Raw genomic sequence first — 15658 nt, 5'->3', positions numbered from 1 at the left:
TATCATTTCCCATTCAGCATATAGAAAAAGCAGAGGCATGGCGCTTCTGCTTTTTCTATATATACAATATATTTATGCCTTTACGCCTGCTAACTTCGCTGGATCCATGGCGGCGTCGAACTGCTCGCCTGTAACCAAGCCGCTGGCAATGGCCGATTCGCGCAGCGTCAGCCCTTCCTTAGCCGCGGTCTTGGCGATCGTGCAGGCCTTGTCATAGCCGACGAGGGGTACGAGGCCCGTAACGAGGATGAGGGACTGATGCAGGTTGTAATCGATTTTTTTGAGATTCGGCTGAATGCCGACAACGCAATGCCTGCAGAACGAATCCATGACGTCGCTCAGAATGCGGATAGACTGCACCATGTTGTAGGCGATTACCGGCATGAACACGTTGAGCTCAAAGTTGCCCTGGCTGGCGGCGATGCCGACGGTCGCGTCGTTGCCCATGACCTGTACGGCCACCATGGTCATGGCTTCGCACTGCGTCGGGTTTACCTTCGACGGCATGATGGAGCTGCCCGGTTCATTTTCCGGAATGGTGATTTCGCCGATGCCGCAGCGGGGGCCAGACGCCAGCCAGCGCACGTCGTTGGCGATTTTCATCAAATCGCAGGCCAGGGCCTTCAGCATGCCGTGGACGACGACGAGCTCGTCCTTACTGGTCAGGGCGTGAAATTTATTCGGCGCCGTATGGAACGCTTCCCCCGTCAGCTGGCTGAGTGTTTCGGCAAACTTTACGTCGTATCCTGCCGGGCAGTTGATGCCCGTACCGACAGCCGTGCCGCCCATGGCCAGATCGCGGAGGAAATCAATGCCTCGTTCCAGCATTTCTTTATTGCGTTCGATCATGCGGGCCCAGCCGCTGAACTCCTGCCCCAAGGTAAGAGGCGTAGCGTCCTGCAGATGGGTGCGGCCGATTTTAACGATATCGGCGTATTCTTCCGCCTTGGCATGAAGCGCATGGTACAGCGTGTCCATGGCCGGGAACAGCTGATTCTTGATGAGCAGGAGCGACGCTACGTGGAGCGACGTAGGGAATATGTCGTTGGAGCTCTGCGAATGGTTGACGTGGTCGTTCGGATGAACGTTGACATCTTTTCCCTGTTCCTGCAACAGCTGCATAGCCCGATGAGCAATGACTTCGTTCATGTTCATGTTGAACTGCGTGCCGCTGCCGGTCATCCATACGGCCAAGGGGAAATTGCCGTCCAATTTTCCGGCCAGCACGTCGTCACAGGCGGCAGCAATCGCGTCGGCCCTGTCGCCGTCTACGGCACCCAGTTCCTTATTGACTAAAGCAGCCGCTTTCTTTAAATAGGCAAATACCGTCACCAATTCAGCGGGAATCTTTTCCGTGCCGATTTGGAAATTTTCAAAGCTCCGCTGCGTCTGGGCCCCCCATAATTTATCGGCAGGCACCTTCACTTCTCCCATCGAATCCCTTTCTATGCGATATTCCATGTTCGTATCCTCCTGTCTATCCCGTAAAAACGGGCATGATACATACTATGTTTTTATGAAAAAGGCTCCCCGCAGGGAGCCTTGCTTCGTCTTACGCTCTGTCGCAACAGGCCGCAGACGTTTCTTACTGTAAATGCTTCAAGCCCTTCGCGCCGATGTCGCTGCGGACCTGCTGGCCGTCGAAATGGATAGCCGCAACATGACGGTACGCTTCGTCGATAGATTCCTTCAGCGTCGAAGCTACGGCCGTCACACCGAGGACGCGGCCGCCGTTCGTCACATACTGGCCGTCCTTCTTGGCCGTGCCGGAATGGAATACCATGGCCGTATCGTCAAGGGAGTCCAGTCCGGAAATGACGTCGCCTTTATGGGAAGACGCCGGATAGCCAGCCGAGGCCATGATGACGCAGCACGCCGAAGCGTCTTTCCAGGCCACCATGTCCTTCGTCAGCGTCCCCTGCGTGCAGGCGTACATGATTTCCGCCAAATCACCGTCGAGGAGAGGCAGCACAGCCTGCGTTTCGGGATCGCCGAAGCGGCAGTTGAATTCGACGACCTTCGGGCCGTCGGCCGTAATCATGAGGCCGGCGTATAAGCAGCCCTGATATACGATGCCTTCCTGAGCCAATCCGTCTACGACAGGGCGGAGGATTTTTTCTTCTACTTCCTTCACCAGCTCAGGCGTCATGACCGGAGCGGGAGCGTATGCGCCCATGCCGCCCGTATTGGGGCCTTCGTCGTTGTCGAAGATACGCTTGTGGTCCTGAGCCGAAATCATGGGAACGATGGTCTTGCCGTCGACGAAAGCCAGCAGGCTCGCTTCTTCGCCGACCATGCATTCTTCGACGACGATGCGGCCGCCTGACGCACCGAAGATGTGGTCTTCCATCATGGCGTTAACCGCTTCTACGGCTTCTTCTTCCGTCTGGGCGACGACGACGCCCTTGCCGGCGGCTAAGCCGTCGGCCTTGACGACGATGGGAGCGCCTTGTTCATGAATATATTTCTTTGCCGCTTCCCCATCCGTAAAGGTAGCGTACGCCGCCGTCGGAACATGGTATTTTTTCATGATATCCTTGGCAAAGGCCTTAGAACCTTCCATCTGCGCGGCGGCCTTGTTCGGGCCGAATACGGCCAGACCCTTAGCCTGGCAAATATCAGCCAAGCCTTCCGTCAGGGGAACTTCCGGACCGACGACGAGCATGTCAATTCCTTCGCCGCAGCAGTATACGGCGATTTTTTCCAAATCCGATACGGGGATGTCGATGCATTCGGCAATTTCCGCCATAGCGGCGCTACCGGGGATAGCGTATAATTTTTCAACGGTTTTGCTCTGCGCCAGCTTCCAGGCCAGGGCGTGTTCGCGGCCGCCGCTGCCGATCACTGCTACTTTCATTATTTCGCAGCTCCTTTCGCAACCTGGCCGGCCAGGTATTCGGCAATGGCCGTGTCGTATACGGCCGTATGATGGAACGCTTCCTGCGCCAGTTCCAAACGGTATTCGTCGCTGAATTCGCCGTCTTTGCGGAGGATGTCGATGATTTCGCCGTATTTAGCCGGATTCGTAACGATAGCTACGTACTTATTGTTCTTAGCCGACGCCCGGACCATGCAGGGGCCGCCGATATCGATGTTTTCAATCGCTTCGGCCAGCGTGACGTCCGGTTTGGCAATGGTCTGCTGGAAGGGGTACAAGTTGACGACAACTAAATCGATCGGCGTAATGTCGTGGTCTTTCATGGCCTGGACATGTTCCGGGTTGTCGCGGACGGCCAAGATAGCACCATGGATTTTCGGATTCAGCGTCTTGACGCGGCCACCCATCATTTCCGGGAAGCCCGTAACATCCTGTACAGCCATGACCGGTACGCCGGCTTCTTTCAGAGCCCGCATCGTGCCGCCTGTAGAAATGATTTCAACGCCCATATCGGCCAGGGCCTTGCCTAATTCGACGACGCCCGTTTTATCGGATACGCTGATGAGCGCGCGTTTAACCTTCATGATAATTCCTCCTTATGCTTGCGTGCCTTTGACGACGCCGCCTTCAATGCGGAGCTTGTCGTCGCAGAACAGGGAAACGGCTTTGATAAATGTAGGATGTTCCTTCGTCAAGATACGGGCCGCCAGCGTATCTTCCGTGTCGTCTTCCATAACGGGGACGGACGACTGCAGAATAATCGGGCCAGCGTCCATATCGGGAACGACGAAGTGAACGGTGCAGCCGGCAATTTTTACGCCCGCTTCCAAAGCCTGGCGCTGGGCGTGCAGGCCGCGGAAGGATGGCAGCAATGCCGGATGGATATTGATGATTTTATGTTCATAGCGGGAAATAAAATCGCCGCTGAGAAGCCGCATAAACCCAGCCAGGCAGATGACGTCGGCCTGATACGGCGCAATCTGGTCGAGGATGAATTGTTCAAATTCCGCCTTGGAGCCAAACTGCTTGCGGTCCGCCAGGATAACCGGCACGCCCCATTCCCTGGCCCGGTCCATGACGGGCGCGCCGGGAATATCGCAGACCAGCGCCTTGACTTCGGCGTTAATGGCGCCGGCTTCCACGGCGTCGTGCAGGGCGACGGCGTTGGAGCCGCGGCCCGAAGCAAAGATGACCATGCGCTTTTTAGTCATTGAACGCGCCTCCCTGCAGCGTGACCGGCACGTCCGAATCGACGACCTTGCCGATGACATAGGCCTTTTCGTCCCGTTCAGCCAGGTTGGCCAGGACGGCGTCGGCATCCTTCGCGTCGACGATCATGATCATGCCGATGCCCATGTTGAAGGTGCGGTACATTTCGCGCTTGTCTACGTTGCCCCATTTCTGGAGAAGGCTGAAAATCGGCAGCTGCGGCCACGACGTCACGTCGATTTCCACGCCTACGCCCTTCGGCAACACGCGGGGAATATTTTCATAGAAGCCGCCGCCTGTAATGTGCACCATGCCCTTGACGTCGAAATCGCGGATAATGGGCAGACACGGTCTCGGATAGAGGCGTGTCGGCGTGAGCAGGCATTCGCCGATGGTCATGCCTAATTCGTCGACGTACTGGTCGAGCTTCATGTTCATCCGTTCAAAGACGATCTTGCGGACCAGCGAAAAGCCGTTGGAATGAACGCCTGTCGACGGAAGGCCGATGAGAACGTCGCCGGCTTTGATCGTTTCACCCGTAATGACTTTTTCGCGGTCGACGATGCCGACGCCGAAGCCTGCTAAGTCGTAGTCGTCCTTCGCGTAGAAGCCGGCCATTTCAGCCGTTTCGCCGCCGAGGAGGGCGCAGCCCGATTCCTTGCAGGCATTGGCGACTCCTTTTACGATCGTCGCTACCTGTACGGGGTCCAGCTTGCCTACGGCAATGTAATCCAGGAAGAATAACGGTTCCGCCCCTTGGACGAGAATATCGTTAATGGACATGGCCACGCAGTCCTGGCCGACCGTATCATGCTTGTCCATCATGATGGCCAGGCGCAGCTTCGTGCCTACGCCGTCAGTACCGCTTACCAAAATCGGATTTTTTATCTCGCTGTTCATGAGCGAAAAGAGGCCGCCGAAGCCGCCGAGGTCGCCGAGGACTTCCGGACGATACGTCGCTTTGACCGAATCCTTCATGAGTTCTACTGCTTTGTTGCCGGCATCGATATCTACGCCGGCGTCTGCATAGGTTAATCCTTTATTTGTGTTCGAGAGCATATTTTTCTCCTTCCTCATTCGCCGTGGGAATGGCCGTCGGGTAGTCGTTGTTGAAGCAGGCCAGGCACATGTCTTCCCGCGGAATATTCGAAATGGCACGGCTCAGGCCTTCAATGGAAATGAAATGCAGCTTGTCTACGCCGATGTATTTCTGTATCTGTTCTACGTTGAGAGTCGACGCGATGAGTTCCTTGCGGACCGACGTGTCGATGCCGTAGAAGCAGGGATACTTAATCGGCGGTGCCGATACGCACATGTAGACTTCCTTCGCTCCGGCCTCGCGCAGGAGCTTGCAGATAATGCCGCTCGTCGTGCCGCGGACGATGGAGTCGTCGACCATGACGATGCGCTTGCCCTTTACGACGGATTTGACGACGTTCAGCTTCATGCGCACGGCCAGTTCGCGCTGCTTCTGATTCGGTTTGATGAAGGTACGGCCCATGTAGCGATTTTTGATAAGGCCGTGGCGGAACGGAATCCCCGAAGCCTGGGAATAGCCAATAGCCGCCGTGTTGCCGCTGTCCGGTACGGAAATGACCAAATCGGCATCGTACTGCGTTTCATTCCACATTTCCTTGCCCATGTTCAGGCGGGCCTGGTATACGTCCTGTCCGTCAATAGTACTGTCCGGACGGGCAAAATAAATATATTCAAAGGAACAGATTTGTTTGCGGTCTACTGTTGCAAAGATTCTCGATTTTACGCCTTGTTCCGTAATTTCTACGAATTCGCCGGGCTGTACGTCGCGGACAAAGGTCGCGCCGATAGCGTCGAGAGCGCATGTTTCCGACGCCAATACCCAGCCGCCGCCGTCGGTCCGGCCGATGCACAGCGGACGGAAGCCGTAAGGATCGCGGGCGCCGTACAATTTATCCTTGGTCATCAGCACGAGGGAATAGGCTCCGCCGAGACGGTTCATGCTTTCCATGATGCGTTCTTCCATCGTTTCCTTCTGGCTGCGGCTGATCAGGTTGACGATGATTTCGCTGTCCATGGTCGTCTGGAAAATGGCGCCGTTTTTATCCAGCTCTTCCCGCAGGGCGCGCGTATTGGTCAGGTTGCCGTTGTGAGCCAGCGCCAGCTGTCCCATAGGCGTATACACGGCCAACGGCTGGATATTGCGAGGATTATTGGAGCCCGTCGTCGAATAGCGGACGTGGCCGATGCCGATAGGGCCGCCTTCTTCGTCGGGAACACCTTTTTCAAATACCGAGCTGATAAGGCCCATACCGCGGTAGGTGTGAATATCTACGCCGTCAGTCAGGGCCATGCCGCCGCTTTCCTGTCCGCGGTGCTGCAGGGCGAACAGCCCCCAGTAGATGTAGCGGGGAATATCCAGAGTCTTGTCGAAAATACCTAATACGCCGCATTCTTCATGCTGCTTATCCCAAATCGGATCGTAAAACATGAAAACCTCCTGTTTGCTAAATGCTGAAATTTTGGATTACAACGCCTGTACGGCTTCTTGAATCTTTTTGTTCTTTTCCATGACCTGGTTCGCCATGTCTTCACGGTAGGCTTTGTATTTCGCAGCCAGCGCCGGGTCGCTGACCGCGCCGATCTGCAGAGCCAGCAGGGCCGCGTTTTTCGCGCCGTTTACAGCCATCGTCGCAACGGGCATGCCCGAAGGCATCTGCACGATAGCCAGCAGGGCGTCCATGCCCTTCAGGCTGCCGCTTTCCAAAGGAACGCCGATAACCGGCAGCGTCGTAAAGCTGGCGACGACGCCGGGCAGATGAGCCGCCATGCCGGCGCCGGCGATGATGACGCTGATGCCCCGTTCTTCCGCGCCGGAGGCGAAGTCCCGCACGGCAGCCGGCGTCCGGTGCGCCGAAGCCAATAATACTTCGTACTCTACGCCAAATTCTTTCAACACATCAACCGCTTTTTTCATGATCGGAAAATCTGAATCGCTTCCCATAATAATGCCGACCTTCAAAAAAATCCCTCCTTAGAATAAGTAAAACCCAAAAGTGAGGCAATCACCTTTGGGTTTATTCACTTAGACGCACTGCTGCATTGCCCGTTTACAAACCGCTTCACTATCAGTCCATAAAGCAATGTCCATAGCGCATCTCCTTATTGAATCATAACTTATCAAAATACACCTAGATTTTACCAAAAACGCCTATACGTGTCAATCGTTTATCTTGCCGATAATCTCGCTGATATGGGAAATTCCCATCTTTTCGCAGTAGGCGTCCATACCTTCGGCAATTTCTTCTACGGCGCAGGGATTGACGAAGTTGTAAGCCCCTACGGCGACGGCGCTGGCGCCGGCCAGCATAAACTCGACGGCGTCCTGCCACGACGCGATGCCGCCTAAGCCCAGAACGGGAATCTTCACGGCGTTGGCAACCTGCCATACCATGCGCAGGGCCACGGGCTTTACGGCCGGACCGGATAAGCCGCCCGTAATATTTCCTAACAGAGGCTTCTGCGTATAGATGTCGATAGCCATACCTGTCAGCGTATTAATGAGCGATACGGCGTCGGCTCCGGCGTCTTCCACGGCTTTGGCCATGACGGTAATATCCGTAACGTTCGGCGACAGCTTCATGATGACCGGCTTGCTCGTGTGATCCTTGACGCTGCGGGCTACCGACGCGGCGGCCTTCGGGTCGGTGCCGAAGACGATGCCTCCCTCTTTGACGTTCGGACAGGAAATGTTGACTTCCAGGGCCGCGACGCCGTCTACGTCGAGCTTTGCAGCCAATTCGCCGTATTCTTCCGCCGTACCGGCCGAGATATTGACGATGAGCGGCGTACTGTGACGGCTTACTTCCGGCAGGATATCCCGCTTAAAAGCGTCTACGCCGGGATTTTCCAGGCCGATGCAGTTCAGCATGCCTGCCGGCGTTTCGGCGACGCGCACGCCCGGATTGCCCGGCCGCGGCAAAGGCGTAATGCCCTTGGATATAATAGCGCCGATGTTGTCAATGTCGAGGAAGTCGGCGTATTCCAGGCCGAAGCCGAAGGTTCCCGACGCCCCCATGACCGGCGTTTTCATGGAAATGCCGGCAAAGTTCACAGCTATGCGTTCCTTGTTCATCAGAAGACCTCCTTCGCCGGGAATACAGGACCGTCGGCGCAGACCTTATAGCGTTTGCCGCTTATCTTGCTTTCAAAGGTACAGCCGAGACATACGCCGATGCCGCAGGCCATCCGTTTTTCCATGGAAACCTCACAGGCAACGCCGGCCGCATCGGACGCTTCGGCAATGGTCTGCATCATGACCGTCGGGCCGCACACCGACACGCGGTCGATTGGATTTTCAGCAAAAATCGTCGGCAAGGCATGGACGGCAAAGCCCTTGATGCCCAGCGAGCCGTCGTCGGTCGTCACGTAAATCTTTTCCGCATAGGGCTCAAAAAACTTCGTCCAGAACGTTTCTGCCGCCGTCTTTCCAGCTACGAGCACGACGGGCTTATCCAGCTTCTTGGCCAGGAAAATAAGCGGAGCCAGGCCGACGCCGCCGCCGACGAGGAGCGCTTTGCCCGGCGTCGTCGTGAACACGCCTTCACCCAGAGGGCCTTCAGCGCTGATGACTTCGCCTGCTTTCATAGCCGCCATCTCCTGCGTCCCCGTGCCTACGAGGCGGTAAATGATCGTAACGGCTCCCGTCTCCGTATCGGCGTCGACGATGCCGAAGGGACGGCGCAGGAACGTCTTCCCTCCCTGCTTCTGCATATTGACGAACTGGCCGGGCTTTGCTTCGGCAGCAATCTTCGGCGCATGAAATACCATTTTCCAAACGTCGGGAATAATCGCTTCATTTTGCAAAATTTCCGCGTTTTCCAAAAACTTTTTCACTTGTCCCCATCCTTCCACTATCATAGTTATTAGTATTGTATCATAGAACGGCATCCAGATAAATACACGAAACGCCGCCTCTTCCGCCTCCTGCGGCAATATATACGAAAACCCGGCCGCAGGGACGCAGCCGGGCTCATTGCAATTTTCTATCCTTTTTGAATGGTAAACCAGAAGGTCACGCCGTCCTCTTCGTTGCGCACGCCGTACTGCTGGCCGTGAAGCTTGACCAGGGCGGCGACGATGCCCAGTCCCAGGCCGTGACCGCCGAAGGTCCGCCGGACGCTGCGGCTTCGTGCCGTGTCGACCTTGTAAAAGGGCTCCCAAATGCGGGGCTGATACTCTTCGGGAATTTGAATCCCCTGATTATATATGCTTACGACGTAGTTCGTTTCCTGCTCTTTACAGCCGACGGCAATCCTGCCTCCGTCCGGCGTATAATCGATGGCGTTGCTCAGGAAATTGCTCAGAACGATGTCGATTTGCTCCGGATCGCCGTACACCGTCATTTCGTCGGGCACGCTCCATTCCATGCAGATGCCCTTCTTGTGAATGGCGTTGGCGAAGCGTTCCTTCGCCTCGTCCGTCAGGGCGGCGAAATCAAAGGCAGTCTTTTCTAATTTAAAAGACCCTGTTTCCAGCCGCGACAGGTTCAGAAGACTCTTGACGAGGTTGTCCATCTTAACCGTCTCGCTTTGGATGACATGACAGTACTTCTGCCGCGTCGCCTCGTCAATGTGCAGGCTGTCCAATCCTTCGGCGTAGCCCTGAATAATCGCCAGAGGCGTCTTCAATTCGTGAGACACGGCGAAGATAAAGGACTGGCGCATGTGTTCGACTTCTTTGGCCTTGTCGAGCTGCTTCTGCAGCTCTTCGTTCGACTGCTTCAGCGCCGTCAGGGCTTCGTTCAGCTGATCCGACAGGATATTGAGACTCGTGCCCAGCTCGCCGATTTCATCAGTCCGCTTCCCCTGCCATTTCTTGGTAAAATCCAGATGTGTCATAGCCGCCGACAAGCTCTTGAGCTCCAATAGGGGCCGGGTCATCTTGTTCGTCAGAAGAACGGTGCCGACGGCGGCGATGATGAGCCAGATAATGCCGCAGGTGACGATGAACTTCTGGACGAGGTAGATGCTTTCCTGCATAGGCGCCAGCGGGCAGATCATCAGCAGGTACGCACCGTCGTCCATACGGGTCACGAGGTCGAAATAACGGAAATTATTATCGCGCTCATAAAAACGAACCTTACCGATTGTCGCCGCGTCGGGCTCCCGGCCGTGCAGTAAATCCGTCAGCTCCCGTATATGCTGCGGCATCTGGGTGTTGGCGTCGTGCTTTTGCGCTTCTGTTTCCTTGCCGACGACGACTACGACGTCGTTTTCATCCATCTTCGGCGGGCTGACCCAGACGCGGCGGCTCGGCCGCGACGAATATACAAGCTGACTGTCGTCGACGATGAGCACGTCTACGCCGGTATTTTGACTGACCATATCGATGGCTTCTTCTCCATTCCGGCCTTGCTCGGCGTAAATGCGGCCGATTTCGCGGCTTGCCTCCATCATGGCGTCTTTTTTGCTTTCGTAAAAATAATGGTTAAACCCGAAACCAATCGCTCCGATAAGGGTCAGGATAAAAAATAGGGTAAAGCTGAGGACGTACATGCCCGACTGTACCCGCAGGGACAGGCGCGTCATTTGGCATCATAGCGGTATCCGTAGCCGCGGACGGTTTGAATGTATTTGCCCTTATCGCCCAGCTTGATGCGCAGGCGGTTGATGTGCGTGTCGACGGTGCGCAAATCGCCGTAATAATCGTAATTCCACACCTTGTTGAGAATCTGACGGCGGCTCAGCGCCTTGCCGGCGTTGCTGACCAGATAAGTCAGCAGCTTGTATTCCGTCGGGCTCAAATCGATGTTCTTGCCGTCGAGGACAACCTGGCGCGCTTCCTGGTCGATCGACACGCCGTCCTCAATCTTCTGCACTTCCTGCTCCTTCTGAACGCGGCGCAGGAGGGCCTTAATCTTTGCCACCAGGATTTTCGGGCTGAAGGGCTTAGTAATATATTCGTCGACGCCCAAATCGTAGGCGAAGAGCTGGTCGATTTCCTCGCCCTTGGCCGTGAGCATCATAATGGGCACGGCCGATTCGCGGCGGATTTCGCGGCATACAGTCCAGCCGTCGTAGCCCGGCATCATGACGTCGAGAAGGACTAAATCAGGATGTTCCTTCTGATACAGCTCCAGCGCTTCCTTGCCGTCGGCTGCTTCGATGAGCTCGTAGCCTTCGGGCTGAAGAAAATCTACGACGAGCTGGCGCATGAGCTGCTCGTCGTCGGCAATCAATATTTTTTCCACTACGCTCTCCCCCTTTTTATACGTATACCTTGACCTGCCCGGCGTCGGGCAGGCCGTCTATCCACTGGTCAATGGTCTTTCCTTCCAGCACCAAATCCGGCGCAATATCCCGCAGCGGCACGAGTACAAAGGCCCGTTCCAGCATATAAGGATGGGGCAGCTTCAGCGTCTCCGTACAGCTCCTCTCGTCCGGGCTGTACACGAGATCGATGTCGATGACCCGGGCTCCCCATTTTTCATGGCGCACCCGGCCCAGCTCTTTCTCGATGGATAAGCAAATATCCAGCAGATCTTGCCCGCTCATGTCCGTATCGACGGCCGCCGCACCGTTGAGAAAGGGCGGCTGATCCGTTTTCCCCCATGGCGGCGTTTCATACCACGGCGACACCGCCGCAACATCTATACCCTCCGTCCGGCGCAAGCAGTCGATGGCCTTGCGCAGGCTCTGCTCCCTGTCGCCCAGATTGGCGCCGACACTGATATAAAATCTAGCCATGGCGTCTCCTTTCCACCGTCACCGCCACGTCGTCAAAGGGGCCGCCAATAGGGGCCTGCGGCTTGTGTACGGCGACGCGCACGGCGTCGACGGGAAAGCCGGCCAGCACCTCGTCGGCAATGACCGCAGCCAGCCGCTCGATGAGTCGGTACGTCCGGCCTTCTACGATAGACTGTACGAGCTGATACACCCTGCTGTAATCAATCGTATCGTTCAACTCATCGCTGGCCCCGGCCTTTGACAAATCGGCGTACAACACGGCGTCGACGTGAAAGGGCTGTCCCGTCCGCTGTTCTTCCGGCAGACAGCCGTGATAGCCGTAAAAATGCATTCCCTTTATGGTTATGGTGTCCATGATTCTTCCTCTTTCATCAGTATAGTACCGGCTCCGGCATCGCCCATGAGAAGCTTCCAGGCCTGATCGTATTCCTTCGTGCCGGCCTGAAGGCAGCCGCTGGTCGCCGCCGTGACGATGTCGGCGTCGGCAGCCATGCCCTCGCGCATCGTCAGGCACAGATGAGTCGCCTTGACGACGACGAGCACGCCTTTCGGCTGGAGCCCCCGGCACAGCGATTGGCATAAATCCTCGGTCAGCCGTTCCTGCAGCTGCGGGCGGCGGGCCAGGACGCTGACGGCCCGGGCAAAATGGCCGAAGCCGGCAATGCGCCCGTCCTGGGGATAATACGCAATATGGGCCGTCCCGAAGAACGGCAGGAGATGGTGCTCGCACATGGACTGGAAGCGGATGTTGCGGACGGCTACCAAGCCGTTCGTCTGCGATATAATCGGAGCGGCCCACTCGTCGTCCGGATTTTCCTTCAGGCCGGAAAAAAACTGGCCGAAGGCCTCGGCGACGCGGTACGGCGTCTTTTCCATGCCCAAGGCCGTCAAATCCAGTCCCAAGGCTTCCAAAAATTGTTTCATAGCCTGCACGGCTTCAGGATTGACCGGATAGGATGATGTCGTTGTCGTCATAATCTCCTCCTTTTCCGTCCTCATCTATTACAAAAGATAGTAGTAGGCGAAAATAAAAATCAGCCCCCCGACAATCACGAAAAACGGGCTGGCATACTGCTGCCGCAGGCTCTGCTTGTGATACAAATAAATTTCTTCCGGATTATCCGGGTTGTAGCGCAAATCCACTTCGTCGCCGCGACGATATCCCATTCGGCGAGCCGAAGCCATACCGGGCCCGATAGGTCTGTTCGCCGTCGCTGAACTCGACGACGGGGAAATACCGGTCGCCGCTCTTCGATTTCTGCTGCTCAAAGCCCAGCAGCGTCCCCGTAGCGGCGGCCTTGCAGCGGCCGACAAGGCGGCGGAGCTTCCAGCCGTGATAGGTCCCGACGATGATAAACACGATGCCGATGAGAGCCGGCAGGTAATAAAATATGCTCATGAATGCGTTCCTCCTAAAACGACAGGTATCAGCGCGGCCCCTCCAGACGGGGCAGGCGCTTGGCAATGACATAGGCTAACACGCCGCCGGCTGCGGCCGTCACGATTTGAGGCCAGCTCATGACCAGCAGTATCATGTGCCGTACGGCAGCGGGAAATTCCACATAGCTGAACAAGACATAAAAAGAGCCGTACACGACGGCGGCCTTGCACAGCGCCGCGCCAGCTAAACCGGCCGCGCGAAACCGCCGCAGCCCATCGACGGCGAAGACAAAGGCGCAGTTTCCGGCCGCGACGGGAAATATGAAGGGCAAAAAGGGCAGCATCCCTTCCAGCCAGGCAAAGACAGGCGTCACGCAGGCCACGACCAGGCCGGATTTCCGCCCGACGCTCCACACTGCCAGCACCAGGCAAGCGTTGACCAGAGAGCCGATGACAAACATGCTGACCTGCGGAGGGATAGGAATAAACAGGCGCAGCCCCTGCAAGATCAGCGTCGCCGCCAGCAGCAGGCCCGTCCGGGTGATGCGTTTCGTCATAGATTGATTCATACTGATACCTGCTTAATGCGTCAAAATTTGATATAATAAATACGTCTTTTTATTATACCATACTACACACATCTTATTGTATCTTTCGAGGTGCCTAATGTCAAAGCGATTTATTCATTCCATCAATTATATGCGCGGCCTGTGCATGCTCGGCGTCATCGGCATTCACGTCGGCTCCGTAGCCATTGCCAATCCGACGCCTAATCTGTGGCTCGTCGCCGTATTGGAAATCCTGTCGCGGTTTTCCGTACCGGCCTTCTTCTTCCTGTCGGCCTTCGGCATGTTCTGCAGCCAGCCCCTGAACCAGCCCTTTTCCTACAAAGACTACCTGCGCCGCCGCCTGCGGACAGTCTTTGTCCCTTATATCGCCTGGTCCCTGTTTTATATGGTGTACGTATCCGTTCTCAGTCACAATTTCAACCTGTTTCAGCCGTTGGCCTTCGTGAAAACCCTGTGGTATGGCCTAGCCATGTATCATATCTACTTTCTCGTCATCCTGCTGTGGTTTTACCTTCTCATGCCGCTTTGGCGCGGCCTGCTCCGCCAGATGGATAAGGCGCCTCTCGCCTCGTTTACGCTGTTGTTCGCGGCCAACGTCGTCTTCAATTTTTATTCCAGTTATATCTGGACGGCGCCGACGGACTCGCCGTTCCTGCACGACGCCTTCGTATACCGGCTGAACTACGTCGTCTTCCATTACCTGTTCATCTTCATGTTCGGCGCCTTTATGGCCGAACATTTCCAACAGGCCGTCGACTGGATCAGCCGCCGCGGCGTCTTCATCAACGTCCTTCAGCTGGCCGCTACGGCAGGCATGCTGGCCGCCTACTACGGCGTCATGGATTACCTCCATTACGACGTCCTGTCCGCCGTCTTTACGGTCCATCAGCTCAGCCCTGTCGGCATGGTCTATACGGTCACGACGCTCGTCTTCTTCCTGTACTGGCTCGAATGCCATTCCGTTCCGCCAGTCATGCACCGCCTCTTATCCATGCTGGGAAACTACTCCTATCCCATTTACCTGGTCCATCCCGTCTTCCTCAGCGCCTGCACCGGCCTGGCAGCCCATTTTCACCTGTACCTGCGGGCCGTCCACATCCTCGCCATCTATCTCATCGTAGCCGGCCTGGCCGCGGCCTACTCCGCCGTCGTCATGAACCTTCCCCTGCCCCGCTGGCTGTCGGTATGCCTGAAAGGCAAATAAACCTAGCTCTGACAACACGACAAAACTCCCCGCCGCGAATGCGCCTGCATTCCGTGACGGGGAGTTTTTACGCGTATGTAAGAAGGGCCGCTGAATTATTTCCGGCGTTCCTGACGTACCTTTTCCAATACGTCGTTGGCCATGCGGGCCCGCGCTTTGATGACGCTGTTGCCGTCTTTGATATCTTCGGGATAGAAGCTGCTCTTGTATTTGCTCTTCTTCGTCTTGGTAACCATTTCCTTGAGCTGGATCGTCTGGTCGTCTACGTTGTAGACGTACGTGCAGTAGTCCGTCGTATCGCCGGCGACTTCGATCGTTTCAAAGGTCAATACTTCACGGCCCATATCGTAGGAAATCTTTGCCGAATCCATATCGATCGTCGTGTATTTATTGTATTGCCACATATTATCTTTCGCTGCGAATGCCGTCGCTGAAATTGCCAAGGTCATAGCCAGAGCCAGTACGATTTTTTTTGTTTTCACCTGTATGCACCATCCTTTATTACAGTTACTAATAAGATGATTATACCATGAACGCCGAAAAAAAAGAAGACACAGCCCGGCAGCTGACAGTGTCAAGTTGTTGTGGGTATATATTTGACAGAAACATCTTGGCATGTAAATCCGGCCTTTTAGTATCTAATGTATATGGTGATATCCACTGTTTTGGATATCTTTCATCCATCTTCCGTGTA

17 protein-coding genes and 1 pseudogene are annotated in these 15658 nt (G+C 55.7%); 1 reads left to right on the top strand and 17 read right to left on the bottom strand.

Features of this window, described 5'->3' with window-relative positions:
- Window positions 1-72 precede the first annotated feature (72 nt).
- The 16 genes and pseudogenes from fumC to CJ260_RS09845 form a co-directional block, all read right to left on the bottom strand.
- Window positions 73-1461 (bottom strand): class II fumarate hydratase, encoded by a 1389-nt coding sequence (gene fumC, locus CJ260_RS09920; protein ID WP_095630068.1) that lies wholly within the window; start codon window positions 1459-1461, stop codon window positions 73-75.
- Window positions 1462-1585: 124 nt separating this feature from the next.
- Window positions 1586-2857 carry a phosphoribosylamine--glycine ligase gene (gene purD / locus CJ260_RS09915; RefSeq protein WP_095630067.1) on the bottom strand — a complete coding sequence of 424 codons (1272 nt, stop codon included), beginning with the start codon at window positions 2855-2857 and terminating at the stop codon, window positions 1586-1588.
- Entirely contained in the window at window positions 2857-3462 is a 606-nt protein-coding gene (locus CJ260_RS09910; RefSeq protein ID WP_095630066.1) for an IMP cyclohydrolase, read from the bottom strand. Before CJ260_RS09910 ends, purD begins: the two co-directional genes overlap by 1 nt.
- 12 nt (window positions 3463-3474) lie before the next feature.
- The gene (purN, locus tag CJ260_RS09905) at window positions 3475-4089 is read right to left on the bottom strand and encodes a phosphoribosylglycinamide formyltransferase (RefSeq protein WP_095630065.1); all 615 of its coding nucleotides are present in this window, start codon (window positions 4087-4089) and stop codon (window positions 3475-3477) included.
- The gene (gene purM, locus CJ260_RS09900; RefSeq protein WP_095630064.1) at window positions 4082-5146 is read right to left on the bottom strand and encodes a phosphoribosylformylglycinamidine cyclo-ligase; all 1065 of its coding nucleotides are present in this window, start codon (window positions 5144-5146) and stop codon (window positions 4082-4084) included. The genes purN and purM overlap by 8 nt, the downstream gene beginning before the upstream one ends.
- Window positions 5127-6554, bottom strand: coding sequence for an amidophosphoribosyltransferase (purF, locus tag CJ260_RS09895; RefSeq protein ID WP_087477050.1), 1428 nt, complete (start codon window positions 6552-6554; stop codon window positions 5127-5129). The genes purM and purF overlap by 20 nt, the downstream gene beginning before the upstream one ends.
- 36 nt (window positions 6555-6590) lie before the next feature.
- Window positions 6591-7085: a 5-(carboxyamino)imidazole ribonucleotide mutase gene (gene purE, locus CJ260_RS09890; protein WP_198643478.1), complete on the bottom strand. Its 495-nt coding sequence runs from the start codon at window positions 7083-7085 to the stop codon at window positions 6591-6593.
- A 198-nt stretch (window positions 7086-7283) separates the two neighbouring features.
- Window positions 7284-8198 carry a dihydroorotate dehydrogenase gene (locus CJ260_RS09885; protein ID WP_095630063.1) on the bottom strand — a complete coding sequence of 305 codons (915 nt, stop codon included), beginning with the start codon at window positions 8196-8198 and terminating at the stop codon, window positions 7284-7286.
- Window positions 8198-8959, bottom strand: a complete 762-nt coding sequence (locus CJ260_RS09880; RefSeq protein WP_095630062.1) for a dihydroorotate dehydrogenase electron transfer subunit — start codon at window positions 8957-8959, stop codon at window positions 8198-8200. The genes CJ260_RS09885 and CJ260_RS09880 overlap by 1 nt, the downstream gene beginning before the upstream one ends.
- A gap of 149 nt (window positions 8960-9108) precedes the next feature.
- On the bottom strand, window positions 9109-10653 hold the full coding sequence (locus CJ260_RS09875) for a HAMP domain-containing sensor histidine kinase (RefSeq protein ID WP_095630061.1): 1545 nt from the start codon (window positions 10651-10653) through the stop codon (window positions 9109-9111).
- Complete coding sequence (locus CJ260_RS09870) at window positions 10650-11315, bottom strand: response regulator transcription factor (RefSeq protein WP_095630060.1); 666 nt, start codon at window positions 11313-11315, stop codon at window positions 10650-10652. Before CJ260_RS09870 ends, CJ260_RS09875 begins: the two co-directional genes overlap by 4 nt.
- 16 nt (window positions 11316-11331) lie before the next feature.
- Window positions 11332-11811, bottom strand: coding sequence for a 2-amino-4-hydroxy-6-hydroxymethyldihydropteridine diphosphokinase (gene folK / locus CJ260_RS09865; RefSeq protein ID WP_095630059.1), 480 nt, complete (start codon window positions 11809-11811; stop codon window positions 11332-11334).
- Entirely contained in the window at window positions 11804-12166 is a 363-nt protein-coding gene (gene folB / locus CJ260_RS09860; RefSeq protein ID WP_095630058.1) for a dihydroneopterin aldolase, read from the bottom strand. The genes folK and folB overlap by 8 nt, the downstream gene beginning before the upstream one ends.
- A complete protein-coding gene (gene folE, locus CJ260_RS09855; RefSeq protein ID WP_095630057.1) occupies window positions 12154-12786 on the bottom strand; it encodes a GTP cyclohydrolase I in 633 nt (210 codons plus the stop codon). Before folE ends, folB begins: the two co-directional genes overlap by 13 nt.
- Before the next feature lie 27 nt (window positions 12787-12813).
- Window positions 12814-13210, bottom strand: a pseudogene (locus CJ260_RS09850) (DUF3592 domain-containing protein).
- Between the two features lie 28 nt (window positions 13211-13238).
- Complete coding sequence (locus CJ260_RS09845; protein ID WP_087477060.1) at window positions 13239-13760, bottom strand: ECF transporter S component; 522 nt, start codon at window positions 13758-13760, stop codon at window positions 13239-13241.
- A gap of 97 nt (window positions 13761-13857) precedes the next feature.
- Between CJ260_RS09845 and CJ260_RS09840 the strand changes: the two genes are divergently transcribed.
- Window positions 13858-14964 (top strand): acyltransferase, encoded by a 1107-nt coding sequence (locus tag CJ260_RS09840; RefSeq protein ID WP_095630056.1) that lies wholly within the window; start codon window positions 13858-13860, stop codon window positions 14962-14964.
- Window positions 14965-15059: 95 nt separating this feature from the next.
- Here the strand turns inward: CJ260_RS09840 and CJ260_RS09835 are convergent, their stop codons facing one another.
- The gene (locus CJ260_RS09835; RefSeq protein WP_087477062.1) at window positions 15060-15446 is read right to left on the bottom strand and encodes a hypothetical protein; all 387 of its coding nucleotides are present in this window, start codon (window positions 15444-15446) and stop codon (window positions 15060-15062) included.
- Window positions 15447-15658: the final 212 nt, after the last annotated feature.

Source organism: Megasphaera sp. ASD88, from assembly GCF_002287425.1.
GTDB classification, from domain to species: Bacteria; Bacillota; Negativicutes; order Veillonellales; family Megasphaeraceae; genus Megasphaera; species Megasphaera stantonii.
The sequence above is the reverse complement of the archived record's forward strand: the minus strand, read 5'-3'. Positions and strand labels throughout refer to the sequence as shown.

Coding starts and splice junctions, on each gene's coding strand:
- folK (WP_095630059.1), bottom strand. CDS start 11,811: ATGGCTAGATTTTATATCAGTGTCGGCGCCAATCTGGGCGACAGGGAG.
- CJ260_RS09875 (WP_095630061.1), bottom strand. CDS start 10,653: ATGACGCGCCTGTCCCTGCGGGTACAGTCGGGCATGTACGTCCTCAGC.
- CJ260_RS09845 (WP_087477060.1), bottom strand. CDS start 13,760: ATGAATCAATCTATGACGAAACGCATCACCCGGACGGGCCTGCTGCTG.
- fumC (WP_095630068.1), bottom strand. CDS start 1,461: ATGGAATATCGCATAGAAAGGGATTCGATGGGAGAAGTGAAGGTGCCT.
- purM (WP_095630064.1), bottom strand. CDS start 5,146: ATGCTCTCGAACACAAATAAAGGATTAACCTATGCAGACGCCGGCGTA.
- purN (WP_095630065.1), bottom strand. CDS start 4,089: ATGACTAAAAAGCGCATGGTCATCTTTGCTTCGGGCCGCGGCTCCAAC.
- CJ260_RS09910 (WP_095630066.1), bottom strand. CDS start 3,462: ATGAAGGTTAAACGCGCGCTCATCAGCGTATCCGATAAAACGGGCGTC.
- CJ260_RS09840 (WP_095630056.1), top strand. CDS start 13,858: ATGTCAAAGCGATTTATTCATTCCATCAATTATATGCGCGGCCTGTGC.
- folE (WP_095630057.1), bottom strand. CDS start 12,786: ATGACGACAACGACATCATCCTATCCGGTCAATCCTGAAGCCGTGCAG.
- folB (WP_095630058.1), bottom strand. CDS start 12,166: ATGGACACCATAACCATAAAGGGAATGCATTTTTACGGCTATCACGGC.
- purF (WP_087477050.1), bottom strand. CDS start 6,554: ATGTTTTACGATCCGATTTGGGATAAGCAGCATGAAGAATGCGGCGTA.
- purD (WP_095630067.1), bottom strand. CDS start 2,857: ATGAAAGTAGCAGTGATCGGCAGCGGCGGCCGCGAACACGCCCTGGCC.
- CJ260_RS09885 (WP_095630063.1), bottom strand. CDS start 8,198: ATGAACAAGGAACGCATAGCTGTGAACTTTGCCGGCATTTCCATGAAA.